Source organism: Paenibacillus senegalensis JC66, assembly GCF_000285515.1.
Classification (GTDB): Bacteria; Bacillota; Bacilli; order Paenibacillales; family NBRC-103111; genus Paenibacillus_L; species Paenibacillus_L senegalensis.
Genome location: NZ_HE610959.1, coordinates 724,495 through 742,031, shown reverse-complemented (window position 1 = coordinate 742,031; position 17,537 = coordinate 724,495). Strand labels below are relative to the sequence as shown.

Annotated in this window: 11 protein-coding genes; 8 read left to right on the top strand and 3 right to left on the bottom strand. The window is 48.4% G+C overall.

Annotation, left to right across the window (positions count from 1 at the left end):
* Nucleotides 1-28: 28 nt before the first annotated feature.
* Together PSHG_RS27785 and PSHG_RS15460 are read left to right on the top strand one after the other, a co-directional pair.
* The gene (locus tag PSHG_RS27785) at nucleotides 29-1,006 is read left to right on the top strand and encodes a metallophosphoesterase family protein (protein WP_010274359.1); all 978 of its coding nucleotides are present in this window, start codon (nucleotides 29-31) and stop codon (nucleotides 1,004-1,006) included.
* 455 nt (nucleotides 1,007-1,461) lie between these two features.
* Nucleotides 1,462-2,277, top strand: coding sequence for an HAD-IIA family hydrolase (locus tag PSHG_RS15460; protein ID WP_081505157.1), 816 nt, complete (start codon nucleotides 1,462-1,464; stop codon nucleotides 2,275-2,277).
* A gap of 209 nt (nucleotides 2,278-2,486) precedes the next feature.
* Here PSHG_RS15460 and PSHG_RS15450 read toward each other — a convergent pair whose 3' ends face one another.
* Nucleotides 2,487-3,146, bottom strand: a complete 660-nt coding sequence (locus PSHG_RS15450; RefSeq protein WP_010274357.1) for an SAP domain-containing protein — start codon at nucleotides 3,144-3,146, stop codon at nucleotides 2,487-2,489.
* A gap of 536 nt (nucleotides 3,147-3,682) precedes the next feature.
* Here PSHG_RS15450 and PSHG_RS15440 point away from each other — a divergent pair.
* Nucleotides 3,683-4,270, top strand: coding sequence for a 50S ribosomal protein L25 (locus PSHG_RS15440; RefSeq protein ID WP_316244841.1), 588 nt, complete (start codon nucleotides 3,683-3,685; stop codon nucleotides 4,268-4,270).
* Between the two features lie 293 nt (nucleotides 4,271-4,563).
* On the opposite strand, the gene PSHG_RS15430 is transcribed toward PSHG_RS15440, so the two are convergent.
* Nucleotides 4,564-5,007 (bottom strand): hypothetical protein, encoded by a 444-nt coding sequence (locus tag PSHG_RS15430; protein ID WP_010274354.1) that lies wholly within the window; start codon nucleotides 5,005-5,007, stop codon nucleotides 4,564-4,566.
* A gap of 150 nt (nucleotides 5,008-5,157) precedes the next feature.
* On the opposite strand from PSHG_RS15430, the gene PSHG_RS29445 reads away from it, so the two are divergent.
* From PSHG_RS29445 to PSHG_RS15415, 3 genes are all read left to right on the top strand, one after another.
* Nucleotides 5,158-5,727, top strand: coding sequence for a TetR/AcrR family transcriptional regulator (locus PSHG_RS29445; RefSeq protein WP_010274353.1), 570 nt, complete (start codon nucleotides 5,158-5,160; stop codon nucleotides 5,725-5,727).
* Between the two features lie 221 nt (nucleotides 5,728-5,948).
* The gene (locus PSHG_RS27770; RefSeq protein WP_392392017.1) at nucleotides 5,949-7,094 is read left to right on the top strand and encodes an MFS transporter; all 1,146 of its coding nucleotides are present in this window, start codon (nucleotides 5,949-5,951) and stop codon (nucleotides 7,092-7,094) included.
* A gap of 969 nt (nucleotides 7,095-8,063) precedes the next feature.
* Entirely contained in the window at nucleotides 8,064-9,230 is a 1,167-nt protein-coding gene (locus PSHG_RS15415) for a DUF4317 domain-containing protein (RefSeq protein WP_010274348.1), read from the top strand.
* Nucleotides 9,231-9,489: 259 nt separating this feature from the next.
* On the opposite strand, the gene PSHG_RS15410 is transcribed toward PSHG_RS15415, so the two are convergent.
* Nucleotides 9,490-9,786, bottom strand: coding sequence for an antibiotic biosynthesis monooxygenase family protein (locus tag PSHG_RS15410; RefSeq protein WP_010274345.1), 297 nt, complete (start codon nucleotides 9,784-9,786; stop codon nucleotides 9,490-9,492).
* A gap of 328 nt (nucleotides 9,787-10,114) precedes the next feature.
* On the opposite strand from PSHG_RS15410, the gene PSHG_RS15400 reads away from it, so the two are divergent.
* Nucleotides 10,115-11,500, top strand: coding sequence for an extracellular solute-binding protein (locus tag PSHG_RS15400; RefSeq protein ID WP_010274343.1), 1,386 nt, complete (start codon nucleotides 10,115-10,117; stop codon nucleotides 11,498-11,500).
* 344 nt (nucleotides 11,501-11,844) lie between these two features.
* Nucleotides 11,845-17,322, top strand: a complete 5,478-nt coding sequence (locus PSHG_RS29440; RefSeq protein WP_010274341.1) for an S-layer homology domain-containing protein — start codon at nucleotides 11,845-11,847, stop codon at nucleotides 17,320-17,322.
* Nucleotides 17,323-17,537 lie beyond the last annotated feature (215 nt).

Below are 17,537 nucleotides of genomic sequence, written 5' to 3'. Positions count from 1 at the left end.
ATAATAAAGGAAATAGGAGGATTCAGCGATGAGCATTCGCAAACTTTTCACTGATGATAACAAGTTCAGCACCGATAAAGGCCCGTGGTTCGGGGAAATGCCGGTCCCGCGGGGAGGTGATTACGATTTCGCCTTCATTAGTGACCGAACCGGCGGGGCGGTCTATGGAATGTTCGAGAAGGGGCTGGAAGCTGCGAAGAAGCTCAATCCCGACTTCATCGTCTCTATCGGCGATCTGGTGGAGGGATATTGGACAGACGAGGCAGAGGCGCACGAAGAGTGGAATCGTATCGATCCGCTGCTGGCAGGATTAGGCATACCGGTGTTCCAGACGGTCGGCAACCACGATTATGGGACGGAAGCGATGATCCGGGTGTGGCGCGAGCGAAAAGGGGTCGACTATTACGCGTTTCGCTATGACCGTACGCTATTCCTGATCGCGAATACGGAGACGGCTCCGCTGCCGCTTCCTGAGCCTGCGCTGGAACTGATACAGCAGGCCAACCGGGCGTTAATCCGTAATCCGCAAATGCTGTTCAATGATGTGATTCGTGATCTGGCAGGGGACTATGCTGCGGCATTATTCAAGCTGTCCGAGGACATGCTCATCCACCCGCACCTGAGTGGCGAGCAGATCGACTTTTTCGAGAGGGTGTTAGCCGACAATGCGGACGTAGACTGGACATTCGTCTGTATGCACCAGCCTGCCTGGAAAAAGCCGGACAAGATCTTCGAGCGGCTGGAGGCGCTCCTGATGAATCGGCCGTACACAGTCGTAGCCGGCCACGTGCATTATTTGGAAGTTACCGAGAAACTAGAGCGACAATATATTCAGATGGGCAAAACAGGCGGTTTGCACTGCTTCGACGGAAAGGGCGACATCCATCACATCTTGGCCGTCAAAATGCGCGGCGGCGTTCCGCATTTCGAAGTCATTTTGCTGGAGGGCGAGGGCGGCACGGATCCGCTGGACGATTATGTGATACGAACGGCCCAACCACGTTAACGTTAAAGCATAATCGACAGTTTTTTGAGTAGAACTGGCTGGATAAGAAATCCATCGTGATAGAAAAAGATAAAGATAAAGATCAAGATAAAGGGCTCACTCTAATAATTAGAGGTTGACAGTATAAGATAGCAGAAGCGGAGGGGAAGAGGGAGTCCAAGCTTTCCGAAGGAAGGAAAGCAACTTCGGGAGCATATGCTAACAGCGATCGGAGGTCCCCTCATTCCCCGTAGTGATTTCCTCCTTTGTTGTCAACCACTAGTTTAAGTTTTGAGCCATATAAAGATCAGGATATAGATCAAGATATAGATCAAGATTAAGATACAAAGTGATACGATAAAAAGAGTGTGTTGCGTTATGAGTTGGTACGTGCAATCTTTGATGTGAAAAAGCTTGTGGTACGAAGTGATTACGGGCCAATAGATTAACGATACAAAAAAGATCGGAGCTTTGGGATGAATCGATGGATGGAGGGCATCCGCGCTTTGTTTTTTGACCTCGATGGCTGTATCTGCTTCGGGCGAAAGCTGGCTGGACGGGCTAACGAATTGCTGGACCTGCTTCGCCACCAAGGCTACAGGGTCGGTTTCATCACAAACAATTCGCGGGAAAATGCCGTAGAAATTCGCAAAAGATTGATAGAAATGGGGCTTCGTCTCGAAGATGAGCTGATTGTTAGCGCCACGGAGGCAGTTGCCGGTTACTTGCGGAAGGAATATGGCCGGGTGAGAGTGAAAGCAGCAGGTAGTCCAAGCTTGAGCGAGGCGCTAGCGAATGCTGGCCATCGCGTCCTGGACTGGGAGGAAGCTGATCCTGCCGAGGTCATCGTTGTCGGACGTGATACAGAATTTGATTACCTCAAACTGGAACAAATCGTCAACGAGATCGCCCTTGGAGCGCGCTTGATCAGCACGAACCCGGATTATTCTCATCCGGGTGAGGACGGACGGCTCATCCCCGAGACCGGCTCCTTGCTTGCTGCCGTCAAGTCCATTACTGGCCGTCCTGTGGTCAGCATCGGCAAGCCGCACGCTTGGCTATACGAGCTGGCAATGTGCGAGTACGGCGTTGTTCCGGAAGAATGCGTTATGATCGGCGACAATCTGGCTACCGATATCACCGGTGCGGACCAGGCCGGGATGAAGACTGTCTGGGTGCGCCACTCACTCGCGCCAGGGGCTGGCAATCGCTCTGTCGCTCCGACTGTGACCGTATCGACATTGGCGGAGCTGTATGATGAGCTCCTGCTCAGCGGAAGCGGCAGGAGATAATGAATCATCCGCTGGACGAAAGCCCAAATCCCCGCAATGGGGACTTGGGCTTTCTAGCGTTGGCAGCAACGAAACAGCAACGAAAAGGCTAACGGCCGATGGCGGATTGGGACAAGGATTGATGTATCTAAAAAGTATAGAGCGTATCAATTGGTAGAATTGTCAATGGATACGCTCTGCACCTTTCAAACTTTAATATCCCAATCCGTTTAACTATCCATGTCCGTTAAGTCCGCCTCGTGCAGATACTCTTGCAATAGCGCGGAGGAATACCGCTTATCACCTGGGTTGTCGCGCACCTTCCGCCATAACGCCGCCGCGACCTTCATCCGATTTTTTGCGATGTGTTGCGAGAGTGGATCGCTATTGAAATCCTTGACAAATTGGTTCCATTGGTAAGAACGTTCGTCAGGATTGGTTATTATTTTCTTGCCTTCATAGATGTCGAGCAAATCGGCTACGGTCATATCATGGTCGCCGCGCCGCTCAGCATCCCGCAGGGCTGCTGCCATTTCCTTTGTAAAAGAAAACGTCTGTTTCCCGTAATATGCAGCGAAAAACTGTCTGGCCTGCTGATTGAATTTGAAACCATCGGGGATGAGACGAGTATTCAGCGTAATCTCGCCCAGCTCCTGTTTCTTTCTTGCGGCTGTATGAGATTGCCGCTGGTCGGATGCGATTTCGCCAAGCAATAATAGCCGAATTCGTGCGGTTAGCTCCGCCTTTGTCCCGGAAGCCGAAAGCCCATATTTACGGCAAATATCCTTAAGCTCCGCCAGGTACCAATAATGGCTGTCAAACTGTGCTACAGACATATCTTTAGAAAAATCCGGACGTTCGCCGGTGTTCCCAACAGCTTCTTTACCCATTCTCACCACCCTTTCTGTTTGTTTTCGCCTTGGCTGATTATCAAAGGACTCTCACTTTCATTAAAGGCAGCTTTCGGGCAGGAAAAACTGGATTATCGGCAATGTACTCCTCAGTAAACGGTCAAATCTTACCGACAGTTGTCCAGAAACTCCTTGGAATTCCCCAATAAGCTTTTGAGCGGTAGGCCAGAGCACTAAGTGCGTGGTTATCTGTTCCTTCTGTCTTTCTAACTATCATCCGAACGCCCCTCCTCAACCTATATAAATAGTATACAGTAATTTCCAACTCTCAGCAAAACGCTCACGGTTGTCGACAAGCTGCCAGGTTTGTGCTATGGTAGTTCACAAGGCATTTCGCTTCTTACCGAGGCGGGATGCCTTCATCTTATATGCACGACGATCATTACTATGAGTTAAGGCGGTGATGTCATGGTGCTCTTTATATCCCCCGGTCAGGGGGACGAAATCAAATATTCTTTATGACGGATAGAGATTTTGGGAGCACAAACTATTATCGTTGACCAAGGAGTGTTGTAATGATGAGAGCATGTTTTGCAGCGGAACCAAGATTACCTATGAATAAGTCAAGCCTGAAGGGCCTGCGTAGCAAGGGGCGCCTTCCGGGCTCAATAATGGGACCAGGCCAGGAAAGCAGCATGATCCATATTTCGCTGCGGGAATTCAAACGTTGGATTCGAGGAGCTGGATCGCGGCTGGTGGATATCCAAATAGGAGATTCTGAGAAAATCCCGGTATTGCTGGAAGGATTGCAGCGTGATCCTGTTACGCGCGATTATATTCATGTAGATTTTCTCCGCGTAAAGACGGATGAATTTGTTCGTTCTAGAGTAGGGATAACTTATATGGGTATTCCTAAGGGGACGAAGCTGGGCGGCATCTTGCAGACGCAGAGCTCATTCATCGAAGTCAAAGCATTGCCTCACCAATTGGTTTCATCCATCAGCGTCGATATTAGCGAGCTGAATATTGGCGATACACTTCTAGCTGAAAATATAGAGCTGCCGCCGGGAACAACCCTGCTGTCTCCGGACAAGGAATTACTCCTGTCGATTCTAACGCCAAAAGTCCAGTCTGATGACACCGAAGGCGAATCGGCGGTATAGGAACTAGTAACTATACGTGCACCAGGTGCACAATGCAGGTTGCACTATGCAGGAGCACAATGCAAGTGCACAATGCAAGTGCACTTTGCTGGTGCATATGCAGGACAATGCAAATGCACTTTGCAGGTACAACTATACAGGTGCACTATGAAAAAGGCAGGCCCGCCATGATTGGGGGCTGCCTTTTTATAATCGGACTGCTTTTTATGTCTAAATTAATGCAAATCGGTCAGCTGTGCTGGCAGCAGGTTAAGATAACAGTTTTTTCTATCGACTGACTTTTTGCCTAGAATTCATGAAACCTCCATATCTTTTCGTGCTCTTTTCGCCGACCGTGACTTCAGTTTTTTCATAGACAGGAGGAGGATGATCAACAACAAGATTATATAGAATGCGATGCTGATTGGATAGATCGGAGTAATGTCCGTTCCGCTATTAAGTAAAGGGTTAAGGTATAAACCCATGAACAGCATTGAACCTAGCAGGAAGAAAACTTTCACCCAAAACCAACCTTTTTTAAATAACTTCCCTTTTCCAACAAGAATCAGATAGATTCCCGTAATCATCGCGACAGCCATCGCGGGATGAAAAATGAACGTATATGCAGCACTGATCCAGGCTTTATTTTTCAGGACGGCGCCTAGCAGCATAATGCCACCAGCCGTAATCCACAGTCCGATACTGATTCTATGTATCTTGAGGGCCGATTTTCGGTATCGAATCATTGCTATGCTCATGCTTTTGCCTCCTCGTATATTTCCGTGAGTTGTTGAACACTTTGTTCGATTGTATCAGGTATAATAAGGACCAGGAATAATCAATTCAGGTGACAATGTCAGATATTGGACATTTATCAAACTTGTGTTCAATAGGAATCGGAGGGGCCCATGAAAGCAGTGACGGATCGGAGAGTGCAAAAAACACGCGCTCTATTGCAAGAAGCGTTATTGGACTTGATCGTGGAGAAAGGCTATGAGGCGGTTACCGTGCAAGACTTGAGCGTACGCGCCAATATTGGCCGTTCGACGTTCTATTTTCATTATGAGGATAAGGAAAAGCTGCTCCTAGATTGTATCGATCAGCTCTTAAGCTTTTTACAGGAACAGAAGCCTGGTTCCGATGAAGTGGAGGGAGGAGGAATTCGTTTCAGGTTCAGCTTGGCTATGCTGCAGCATGTACAAGGTCATCGGAAGGTGTATGCGGCTGTAGTCGGCAAGCAGGGGACAGCGGTGCTCTATCATATGAAGCAGATGCTTCAATCGATCATCGAGGATGAGATTCGTCAATGGCGTGGTGCAGGCGTATTGAAAGAACTGCCTGACGGGGTGCTCGTGACATATATTCTTGGTTCTTTTTGGACGCTGCTGCATTGGTGGATGGAACAAGGGACCCCATATACGGCCCATCAGTTGGACGAGCTGTTTCATGATATTACAGTAACCGGTATTAGTGCCTAATCGCGGTTATATCTAGCATGTATGCTACTGTGATAGAACTTTCAATTTTTTTGTTATTATATTTTTAAAATTAAGCATTAAAACTGATTAGTATAGTATGGGGGAAATTGCAAATGCCAGAGGACGCGATACGAGTTGAAGCAAATAGAGAAACTCCCCCAAATCCATGGAGGAAATACGTGGATTCACCGGAAAAACAGCGCCAATTGTACAAAAGAACGATGATGATCGTAATCGCTTCTCAAATTTTTGGTGGGGCTGGACTAGCTGCCGGCGTAACTGTAGGGGCTCTGCTCGCTCAAGATATGCTTGGTACAGATAGCTTTGCCGGAATACCGGCGGCCTTAATTACGCTTGGTTCTGCAAGTGCAGCACTGCTAGTCGGGCGTATCTCTCAGCGTTTAGGCCGGCGAATCGGTCTTGCTATGGGCTTTCTGGCCGGGGGAGCAGGGGCGGTTGGGGTTATTCTTGCAGCTGTCTTCAATCAGCTTCCACTGCTCTTTCTCTCGTTGTTGATATATGGGGCCGGTACGGCGACAAACTTGCAAGCCAGATATGCAGGAACAGATTTGGCACTGCCGACCGAGCGGGCGAGAGCGATCAGTATGGCCATGGTGTTCACAACCTTTGGAGCGGTTGCTGGACCGAATCTAGTAAACGTTACCGGGAAGATTGCGACTTCATTAGGTGCCCCTGCGTTGACAGGACCTTTCATGCTGGCAGCCGCAGCTTTCACCTTGGCTGGATTGATACTCATGATTTTCCTTCGTCCTGATCCATTCATTGTAGCCAAAGCAATTGCAAATGAAAAAAGATTAAGAGAAAGGGAGGCAGCTAATAGGGATACGAACCCGCAGGCGAGTTTGAATTCGCAAGCAGGAACGAGTGTGCAGGCGGGAACGAGTGCCCAGGCAGGAACGAGTGCACACGAGCTGAATACTCATAGACCCGGCCTTATCGTGGGAGCTACAGTGATGGTATTAACCCAAATTGTAATGGTAGCTATTATGACTATGACTCCTATTCATATGACTCATCACGGACATGGCCTGGAAGCTGTGGGACTCGTTATTGGTATCCATGTCGCAGCGATGTATCTTCCCTCTTTAGTTACCGGTTTCCTGGTTGACAAGTTTGGGCGAAGACGGATGTCTTACGCTTCGGGTGTTACGTTGCTCTTGGCAGGGTTGCTTGCTGCTTTTGCTCCTGGCGATTCTATGCTGTTTATTATGCTTGCTCTGGCGCTTCTCGGAATTGGCTGGAATTTTGGCTTGATTAGCGGGACAGCAGCTATCGTAGATGCGACACCTCCACAAGTACGGGCAAAAACTCAAGGGAGTGTGGATGTTCTGATCGCCTTAGCTTGAGCGGCTGGCGGTGCATTGTCCGGTATGGTAGCAGCTCAAACCAGCTATTCGATACTTTCATTAGCAGGAGGCTTCTTGTCTTTGCTTCTTATCCCCGTGGTCGTTTGGTCTAGAAGAAAACAGAAGGGATAGGGAGTAAGGCAGCATTATACATATGTATTATTTGCTCTTATGAACTAGTTTAGTTTTTAATCGCGGAGCGAGCGGGCAGGACGCTCTTTTTCTGTTGCTAAATCTTTTTTAGGAGTAGGTGCCTATTTTTCGGAGTAAAACACACTTTTTTTCCAAAGTCTTTGCTCGGAATTAAGGATCAGCTATTTTCTGCAGCGATAATCATGGGGAGCGATACAGGAGCCTGCTGCATGTTCGAAAAGAGGAGCGAATCGATTTTCCATGATGCTAAAAGCTGGTTGGGAGTTCTCTTTTTTTACTTTTAAAATATGATAGAATTGGACTGTTATGTTTGCCTATCTATCACGATACCCTGTGACTTTTAGCGGTTTGCGGGGTACGCTCAGCGCTACGCTGGCGCTGCACTTGTTAGGAATGTAACGCTCGCCCTCGCTCTTATTGAAGTCAAAAAATCGGAAAAACCGCAATCTGAATCAAAATAGGGATGATAGCGAGCGTTACAATTTTGAACCCCTTGATACTGCTCAAATAAGGACAATGGCGAGCGTTACAATTTTGAACCCCTTGATACTGCTCAAATAAGGACAATGGCGAGCGTTAAAATTCGAAGAAGGCTGCAAAAAGGCCTCACTGCTATCTGCACACAGTTATTCACAGGTAATCGATAGTCTTCTTACGAGCGTTGGAATTTCCAAGCCAACCAAAATGGCCAAATAGCGCCGCTGCCCGCGCTGCCGCTGCCCGCGCTGGCTGCCGCTGGGTGTTGCATTCGCACGCTGGCAAGCCAGCTAAATAGCAACAGGTTTATATCCCATCTTAGGAGTTGTCAGTCTTACGATGATAAAGAAAGAACTAGCACATATTCGCAAACAGTTTAAGCTGGACCATGATTTGCTTCAAATTTTTGATATGCTGAACGTATACATTATGAAGGAGAGCAACGAGGTTTATCATGATGAATATCAGCCTTTCGGCATGCTTGATCGGGAGAAGCAGGAGTTATACATGGCTAATTTCAAAAAGCTGCTGACCGGAGAATTGGATCATAAGCTGTTTGAGTTACGGTTTCAGGAGGAAGCGGAAGAGCCGGCCAAAATCCTGCTGTACCAGGCGCTGTCCACTGAAAACAAGGAAGAGTGGCGGGATCTGATGCTGCTGCTGGTGGAAAAGATGCTGAAGGACAAGCAGTACGAGCGCGATATGGTCGTCACCTTCATTCGCGGAGAGTACTTCCGGCAGACCAAGGCAAGCAATGAGGAAGCCGAAACGGACGGGCGGGATGAAATGTACAAGCATCCGTTCATCTTGTGCAGCATCAACAGTACAGAGCAGCAGCGCAAGACGCTGTTGTTCGACTATGTGGAGAGAGAATTTAAATACAATTTCGTAGTTGATCCGATTATTAAGCTGAGCTCGCCGGAGCATGGTTTCTTCTACCCGAGCGTGACAGACAACGCTTCCGATGTAAACCGTATTTTATATTGTGCGGGCAAGGGAAACGAGCTCAAGGAAGACTTTATCGATCAGGTGTTGAACGCGGAGAAGAAAGTGACGGCGCGTGAAGAGCGCGTATACTTTGAAGAGATTGTAAAGGAAGTAGCAGGAGATAGGCTGGAAAGCGCCACGCTGGCCCATGTTTACGAGGAAATCCAACAGGTTATCGAGACGAACGAGGAGGAAGAGGAGCTTCCCAAGCTGGATTCGAAAGATGTGGAACGGGTGCTCAGGGCAAGCGGTGTGAAGGATGTGACGCAGGAAAAGGTTGAGCAGGCTTTCCAGACGATCGTCGATGACAAGCATTACGAGCTGAATGCCAGTGCAGTCATGCCGAAGTTTACGAAGAAATCGATCAAAATTGATACCAAGGTGGCAACGATCTCCATCAGCCCCCAGGATTTAAAGTATGTGAAACAGGTGAATCATCAAGGCAGACGCTGCATCTTGATCGAGATTGATGAAGATGCTGTGATCGAAGGGTTTACGCTGGATGTGGAGACGCTGTAAGGCGTTGTAAAAAATTCAGCCATCTTCATAAATTCAGCTTCCGGTTAAAATCTCAAAAGTGTGTTTATTATCAAAAAAGATATAGATCAAGCTGCTTTTCCTTGGTCTATATCTTGTTGCCGCTTGTTGATGATTCGAATTAGGCCAAAAACACATTTGCTAATTCAGTTACCCGCAAAGGGGATGACGCCGCTTCAAAAGCAAAGCCGGCGTCTCGCTTTGTGGGGCTGAAATACTGGCGCCCTTTTAGCCGTATAAATCAAGAAAGAGCTACCTTCTCAAAATGCTCGACCGTAGGGAAAGGATCATAGAAATGATGCAGTAATGCTTTCCACTCCAAGTATTGTTTCGATTGCCGGAACCCAACCGTATGATCTTCGAGCGTTTCCCATTTCACCAGCAACAAATATTTGCCCTTGACATCCATACAGCGCTGCAATTCGTGATGCAGATAACCTTTCATAGATGAGATAATACTGGACGCTTTGCTAAAGGCCTCCTCATACTCTTCTTCCATTCCTTCTTTAACCTGCAGCATAACCGCTTCTAAAATCATAGCTAACCCGCCTCCTGGTTCGTTCAAGTAAATGATAATTAGCATTTTGCATAACTTTCTAGAGAGGTTGAATCCAACAAGATTTAGTTAAAACGGTGACCTTGGCCTACTTGCTCTCTGCAGGTAAAAACGAATTATGCAATATGATTAATATAATCCAGGATATCAAGGACTGGCTGGCTTTGGTAGCTAATTTTTTTGATCGCAAACGGGTGCATAAAAGCTGATGGATTGTCCGGCATGGTTTGTTTTTGGTAGAATGTGTATGGATTGCAACCGGTTTTTTACTTTTTGATAAGCAATAAAGCGACCAAGAGGAGATGGGCCTATGGCCAAGCCTGACCGCAAAACCTTTCAAGAGCGCTCCAACCTGTTATTGTCTCACATACGGACGAAGCTCTCCAACGGGACTTATCAGATAGGGGATTATCTGCCATCCGAAACAGCGCTAGCCGAGCAGTTTGAACTTAGCAAAAATTCAGTTCGTGCGGTGATGGAGAGGCTGGTGGAGGAGGGGCTCATTCGCAAAATCCCGCGGGTAGGCACACAAGTTGTTTCACTAGCTGAGCAGACGGTGCTCCGATTCGGACTGTATCCATCAATGGAATCGGAAACCAAGATGCCAGAGCTTCTGGAGTTGTTTCAGCAGAAGCATCCGGAAATCCGCCTGGAAGTGATTACACTGCCATATGCCAATCCCGAGGCTATCCGGCAGTTCATCATGCATGGGATCGTTGATGTGATGGCGATGAACCATTTTGACTATTTATATTTTCGGCAAAATCAGCTGTTCTCGCTCTTGGAGTCCTATCCGTTGAAGGAAAGTACCTATCCGTTTCTTAACGAGCTGTTTGCGGAAGAGGATGGGCGGTCTGTTGTGCGGCCGTTTATATTCTCACCGGTTATTATGTGCTACAATCTCAATCATTTTCGGGAAGAGCGTGTGTTTGAGCCAGACAGCAGCTGGAGCTGGCAGGACTTGCGAAGTACGCTGAGGAAGCTGTGCCGTCCGAATCAGTATCCGAAACGGTATGGTTTTTTCTTCCGCTTGGCTTCGATCAACCGCTGGCCGATTTTGCTGCTGCAGAATGGAGCGTCCTTCGAGAGGGGGGATGGAAAGCTGAAGCTTCCCGATCCCAGCATGCTGGATCCGTTTCACGAGATGAGGGAGCTAATGCATGAGGACGGCCTCTTCCCTTTAGTTATGTCATTTAGTCACCATGATGTCGAGAAGCTGTTCAAGCAGCAAAAGGTATCCGTTATTCTGACGACTTATTATCGGCTGAATGAACTGGCGGATGCTGATTTTCCATTTGACATTGCGCAGCTGCCCAGAGCGAGGGGGGGACAAACGCTTCTGCTGAGCACAGGCTTAGCTGTTAGCGCTGCCTCTTCATTAAAGAAAGAAGCAGAACGGCTGGCTGACTTTATGTTATCAGAGGAAGTACAGACCCTAATCCGCAGACACACTTTAACACTGCCAGCCGAAAAACGCATAGCCGAAGGGGTGCGTACAGAGCTTGAACATACACCGAAGAGGTTCGAAATCTACCGGGAGATGATTCCGAATTTCGCAACACATGACCAGCTGGGATTGACGACCGAAGAGATCGAAGTGTTCGGAACCAGTCTTGAGCAGTACTTTTCCAAGCTTGCAGATGAAGAAGAGCTGCTGGAAATCTTTAATGCTCAGCTTAAAGCTAATCAACAGTAAACATACAAAGTGTTTTTTAAGTTATATCTTAGGAATAATGCTTGCTCCCAAAATCCATCTTGCGGTCCGAAGCTTAAGGATCAGGATGGATTTTTTGTGTGAAAAAGCTCAATTTCCTTATTGATATCCTTCATGCAATGAAATAAAATGAACTACAAGTAAACTAATAAAGTGGAAATAGAGGTGATTTTTAGACAATAATTAATACTTTACATTGTATATATGAACCACATATGATCTAATGAGAAGCAAATTTGATTTCGTTTTGGGCTTTATTTCTATGATGCGGCCTGCAGGAAGTCGTCATTTTGCTATTACTAAGAAGGGGAAGGTTGTGTAAATCAATGATTGAAAGCGCTATATTCCGCTGGAGAAAAGTTGTTTCACTCATGCTGGCTGTCGTGCTGGTATGGACTATGGGGTTGGCTGCTGTACCTGACAGGAAGGCGGCAGCAGCAGAGGATGTGGTTGTGCCCCGTTCATTCTCGGCACCGGAGGATCTCGGTACTATGGTAACAGCGCCGAATACGTTCAACGCGGCGTTCGCTGTAGAGGACGGCAAAAATGTTATGTACACAACGGTAGCCGGATCTGCCGTTCACTCTGCGATTTTTAGCATTGTCGATCTGGATGCTAACCAGGTTGTTCGCGAACTGCCGTTGTCTGGCGGAGGCCAATCCTGGGGACATGCAATTGATTCCAGTGGAAACGTATACACTGTTGCCGGGAATGCGCTGTACGTTTACTCGCCTGAAACCAAGCAGATTCGCACCATTGGCGCAGTGCCGGAGGCAACTTCGCTTTACTCCATTGTCGTTGATGAGCGGGACCGGGTATTCGGAGGTGGGTACCCAAGCGGCAAAGTATTTAGGTACGATCCTGCCATAGGCACGATTGAATTGTTGACGGAACAGCTGGCTCCCAGTCAGCAATATGTGCGCAGCATCGCCTATCATGACGGATTTGTGTATGCGGGGACAGGATCAAGGGGGAACTTGTTCAGAGTGAATCCGGATGACGGCAGCTCGGTGCGGATTCCTTTTCCGGAAGATGCTTTGTTTGCCGATGACAGTGCTCCTACGGTTTATTCGATGAATGTGGTTCGCGATTATTTGTTCGTTATGATGAGCACGTCGCCAACCTCACTCTTGATCTATGATCTGGAGCAAGAGCAATGGGTCAAGATCGTCGACAATTATCGAGGATTGTACGTATCGCCGGAGAAAGACGGTAAAGTGTATTTTCCTGCAAATGAGGTTCTCCATTCCTTTGATCTTGAGACCGAGGAGATAGCATCAACCGGATTGCCCTTCTCCACCAATTACATTCGTACAGGCGCCTGGGTTGAATTGGCGGATCAGGAGCAATTTCCAGGGGAATCGCTTATTACGATAACGTTCAATGGTGCTCCCATAATCGCTAATATCGAGGAGAACCTGGTGACCAGTCTGCCCTCCATTATTTCGGGAACACCGATATCCATCCAATCGCTTATTACCGGCCCGGACGGGAAGATATACAGCACCGGATACCAAGGGCAAAGAGGCGCCCGTTATGACATTGACAGCGGGGATGTAGAGCAGTTTCCGATGGGGCAGGCGGAAGGAATGATTGCCTGGGGGGATAAGGTGATCTTCGGCGAGTATCCGGGAGCGCGTGTTAACCAACTGGACACCAACGAGCCGATCGGCGATCACAACCCGCAGCAAATTTACCATATCGGAGGCAAGCAGGATCGGCCTTTCGCGTTGGCTGCATCTGACGATTATCTGTTTATCGGAACGATTCCTAAAGGCGGGGAACTGGGTGGCTCGCTGACTGTTTATGACGGGACGGAGTGGAAGGTATACTCAGAGATGTTCGAGCAGGACGGCCCATTGGAATATTTGAGCGTGATGGGACTAGCTTATCACGACGGCATCTTGTATGGTTCCACCACAGTCTGGGGCGGCTTGGGGATAGAGCCCAAAGCGACAAAAGCAAAAGTGTTTGTATGGGATGTAGAGAAAGAGGAACTGATCACTTCTTTTGAGCCACAGGTGCAACAGGCGAGCGGAATCGGCCCGAAATCGATTGGCGGCCTAACGATTGGACCGGACGGTTTGCTGTGGGCAGCCGCATACGGAACGATTTTTGCTATGGATCCGAATGATGATTACCGCGTCGTCAAGCAAAAAGAGATCTACCCGACGAACTGGAATTTCAGCCATAACTGGGTACCGGTCAAGCTGTTGTGGGATGCAAAGCAGGACGGCATTTTGTACACAACGCTTGGCAGCAGCGTCACTGCGGTGGATACGAATACGATGGCGCATTTTCAAGTGCCCGGAACGCGGACCAATCTTATGACGTTAGGACCTGACGGAAACTTGTATTTCAACATGGCCGACATGCTGAAAAGAATAATTGTATCCGAGGAAACGCCACCGCTGTATGTAGATGTAAACGTTCCAATCTTAAACAGCAGCTTCGAGCTGCAAAATCCCGATGGAACGATTCCCGGCTGGGAGAGCATCGGTGTTTCGGCCTCAGATCATAGCTACTACGAAATCTCCGGGCAGCACGCCTCCGAAGGCGAGCGCAGCCTGAGAATCGTAGATGCGTCCAGTGAGCATCAGGTTGGGGTGAGCTCGCTTCCATTTGCTGTCGAGCCGGGATATGAATATAAGGTGAATTTGGATATTTATCTTTCATCCGGACGAACGATAGCAGCTATGCGCTATTACGATGCGGATGGCCAGGAGATCAGACTTTCCCCCGCTCCTGCAGTGTATCATCAAGGCTCTGCAGGTTCGTGGAGCTCGGTCGAGTTTGCCTCCATTGCTCCTGAAGGAGCTGTGACAGCGAAGCTCGTGCTGTTCTGTTCGGTAGCTTGGGAAACCGATGCTTATTATGATCATGTTCAAGTTGCGAAGCGGGTTCCTTTCGAGCTTCCTCCTGATGGTCCGGTTCTTGGACAAATGCAGGTACCGAACTCAGGATTTGAACAAGTGAATGAGGATGGAACCGTTCCAGGCTGGGTATTGTCTCCTGCTGTTCCGACGAAGGAAAGATTTGCAAGGATTTCGCAGGAAGTTGTAAAAAATGGAGCTAACAGCATTCATCTTTACGATAATGAGACGACTGCAGCTGTTTCTGTGGAGTCGGAGCTGATTCCGGTTATAGGAGGAAGATCCTATACGGCAACGGCAGATGTTTTCCGGGGCGATCCGCCTCCCGAACGCAGTTCCAACCGACCCATTTTACAAATTCGTTACTATGATGATCAGGAAACGATGTTAGGCACCCCTGCTGCTCTTGGCCCCTGGAGTCAAGAAGTAACTGCACCGATGAACAGCTGGGGCTCTGTCTCCTTAACCAATACAGCACATGAAGAAGCAAAATATATGAAAGTCATATTGATTAGCTCTGCGGCTTTTGTGACGAATGCTTATTTCGACAATGTTCAGGTTTCAACGCTGCTGCAGCCGGATGAAGTGGCATCATTCCGTATGGTGGAAGAGCCCTACTCCCATATTGCGGAAGGAGAGGATGTAACATTCCGGGCCTCAGCATCGGAAGGTTCGGCTATCCTGGTAGAAGAGAATGGAAATATTGTTATGGAAGTCCCGGGAGATGGAATCCACAATCCGGTTGCAATTTCCATTCCAGCCCCTGCGTCAGGCGAGCACGCCTACAAGGTATATGCAGTTAAGGGCATTCATCAGTCGCCAGCCTCGTCTATTGTCACTACTGTTCATGCTGTCAGCGATCTGAAGCTTGAAGCCAGTGAAGTTGTGATTGGGGAAGGCGAATCGTATACGGTTCAAGCTATTGCGGAGCATGGTCCGCTGTCCGGTATTGTAGAGCCTGTGATTTCCTGGGTATCTGGAAGCGAGGATGCGATCAGAATAGACGGCTCTGTCATTACAGGGGAATCTGCAGGAAGCGCTCTGTTGGAAGCGTCGTATGCAGGTATCAACAGAACCTTGTTCGTTACAGTGAAGGGCGGGGAGCTGGAGTTCGAATCGCTCCGCTTATCGCTGCCAAAGCAACAGATTGGCTTGGGAGAATCCGTAACGGCTGTGGTGTACGGACTGTACAACAACCCGTCAACGTCGCAAAAGGAAGAAGTCGAAATCTATAGTGGCGTTACCTTTACAGCTAAACCAGAGGGCATCGTCACGATTGATCAAGCGACGGGCACCGTAACGGGAGCCGCTGTGGGTACTGCTGTTATGGAAGCGGAGTACGAAGAGTTATCAGCCAGTGCCTTAATAGAAGTAACTGAGATCGTCGATCCGGTAGACCCGGTGGACCCGGTAGATCCGGTGGACCCGGTGGACCCGGTGGATCCGGTAGACCCGGTGGACCCGGTGGACCCGGTAGATCCTGCTGATCCGGTTCTCCAAGGCATTCAGCTGCAAGCTCCGACTGCTGAGCTTACCATAGGGCAAACCATGACTGTAAATATCTTTGGAATGTATCGTGGAATTGACGAGCCTGTGCAGCTGACAGAAGGGGTCGAACTATCGGCGAATCCACAGAGGTTCGTGAATATTGACGGACTGACTGTTGAAGGGATTGCAGTAGGGCAGACAGTGCTTCAAGCTGTGTACGGCGGGTATACTGCTGAAGCTGATATTGCAATCAAGCGAAAGCGCGTACCCGGAACAGCTTATCCTCTACCGCCAATGATTTCTGCCGATGAAACAAGTGAAGGCCAGTATAGGGTGCAAGTCGAAGAGATCCAGCTGGTTGATGGTAAAATGCAAATTGTGCTGAATGAAAACGACAAAGAGGTTGTGCTTCCGGCAATTGCTGCCGAGCTGCTGGCAGGCGGAACGCTGGATCTTATTAAAAATGATGTGACCGTTAGTATCCCCGGGGATCTGCTGGTTGAAATTCTCAACGAGCATGGCCCGGAGAACGCATCTACTATTATTGTCTCGGTTATCCCATTGGATGATGATCAGCAGGAAGAGCTGCTGGGGAAAGTGCGGGAACAAGCCGGCAAGGATGTGCAGATCCATCCGCAAGGGGACCTGATCCGCCTGCAGCTGGCGCTCCAAAACACTGAAGGAGAGTTAACGGTTTATAGCCGTTTTGCTTCACCTGTCACCTTGCAGTATGCGATAGGTTACGGGCAAGATGCCGGTCTGTACGGAATCTATTATGTGGCAGCAGACGGTACTTTGGAGTATAAGGGCGGAAAGCGCAATGGCAACAAACTGGAAGCCGAGCTAGATCATTTTAGTGTTTACGGACTGCTTGGGTATGAGAAAACCTATTCCGATGTACCCGATTCTCACTGGGCTTTTGACGCCATTCGCACATTAAGCGCCAAGCATGTAATCCAGGGAATGACTGACCATCAGTTTGTCCCAGCGGATACTTTGACTCGTGCACAGTTTTTGACTATGCTGATGAGAGCTTTTGGAGTTGAGGGAGAGATGCCGCAGGAAGAGAATATTTTCGCTGATGTTCTGCCTGCTGACTGGTACTATACCGAGGTTATGACGGCTTACCAGGCTGGCATTGTTCAAGGCATCACCGAGACGGCTTTTGACCCGAATGGCCGAATAAGCCGCGAGCAGATGGCCGTTATGCTGGTAAGAACATGGGAGAAGGTATACGGTCAGACCAACTTGAATCCTGCAGTTTCGCCGGTTTTTGAGGATGAAGAAGCTGTAAGCAAATGGGCTATTCATGAAATCCGGATAGCAGCTGCCCATGGCTGGATTCAAGGGAAAGCCCCTAATGTATTAGCTCCGAAAGACACGGCAACAAGGGCTGAAAGTGCAAAACTGCTGCATAATGTCCTAATAGATTTTTACCATTAATACTTGTAAATTGGGCTAAAACGAAATTCATTTTTTAGTAGATTGCACCGAATTAGTACCCCAGGAATGTTGATATACAGCATTTCTGGGGTTTGTTATTTAGTTAAACAGGCTGAGCAACCGCTTATTGAAGCTTTGGATATCCTCCTAATTTTAGGCAATACAGGAACAAATGTTTGCTTTAGGCACTTTTCGTGATATAATAATGGAATAGA

Excerpts from the sequence above, each read along its gene's own strand:
- PSHG_RS27785 (WP_010274359.1), top strand. The coding sequence starts at position 29 with ATGAGCATTCGCAAACTTTTCACTGATGATAACAAGTTCAGCACCGAT.
- PSHG_RS15460 (WP_081505157.1), top strand. The coding sequence starts at position 1,462 with ATGAATCGATGGATGGAGGGCATCCGCGCTTTGTTTTTTGACCTCGAT.
- PSHG_RS15450 (WP_010274357.1), bottom strand. The coding sequence starts at position 3,146 with ATGGGTAAAGAAGCTGTTGGGAACACCGGCGAACGTCCGGATTTTTCT.
- PSHG_RS15440 (WP_316244841.1), top strand. The coding sequence starts at position 3,683 with ATGATGAGAGCATGTTTTGCAGCGGAACCAAGATTACCTATGAATAAG.
- PSHG_RS15430 (WP_010274354.1), bottom strand. The coding sequence starts at position 5,007 with ATGAGCATAGCAATGATTCGATACCGAAAATCGGCCCTCAAGATACAT.
- PSHG_RS29445 (WP_010274353.1), top strand. The coding sequence starts at position 5,158 with ATGAAAGCAGTGACGGATCGGAGAGTGCAAAAAACACGCGCTCTATTG.
- PSHG_RS27770 (WP_392392017.1), top strand. The coding sequence starts at position 5,949 with ATGATGATCGTAATCGCTTCTCAAATTTTTGGTGGGGCTGGACTAGCT.
- PSHG_RS15415 (WP_010274348.1), top strand. The coding sequence starts at position 8,064 with ATGATAAAGAAAGAACTAGCACATATTCGCAAACAGTTTAAGCTGGAC.
- PSHG_RS15410 (WP_010274345.1), bottom strand. The coding sequence starts at position 9,786 with ATGATTTTAGAAGCGGTTATGCTGCAGGTTAAAGAAGGAATGGAAGAA.
- PSHG_RS15400 (WP_010274343.1), top strand. The coding sequence starts at position 10,115 with ATGGCCAAGCCTGACCGCAAAACCTTTCAAGAGCGCTCCAACCTGTTA.
- PSHG_RS29440 (WP_010274341.1), top strand. The coding sequence starts at position 11,845 with ATGATTGAAAGCGCTATATTCCGCTGGAGAAAAGTTGTTTCACTCATG.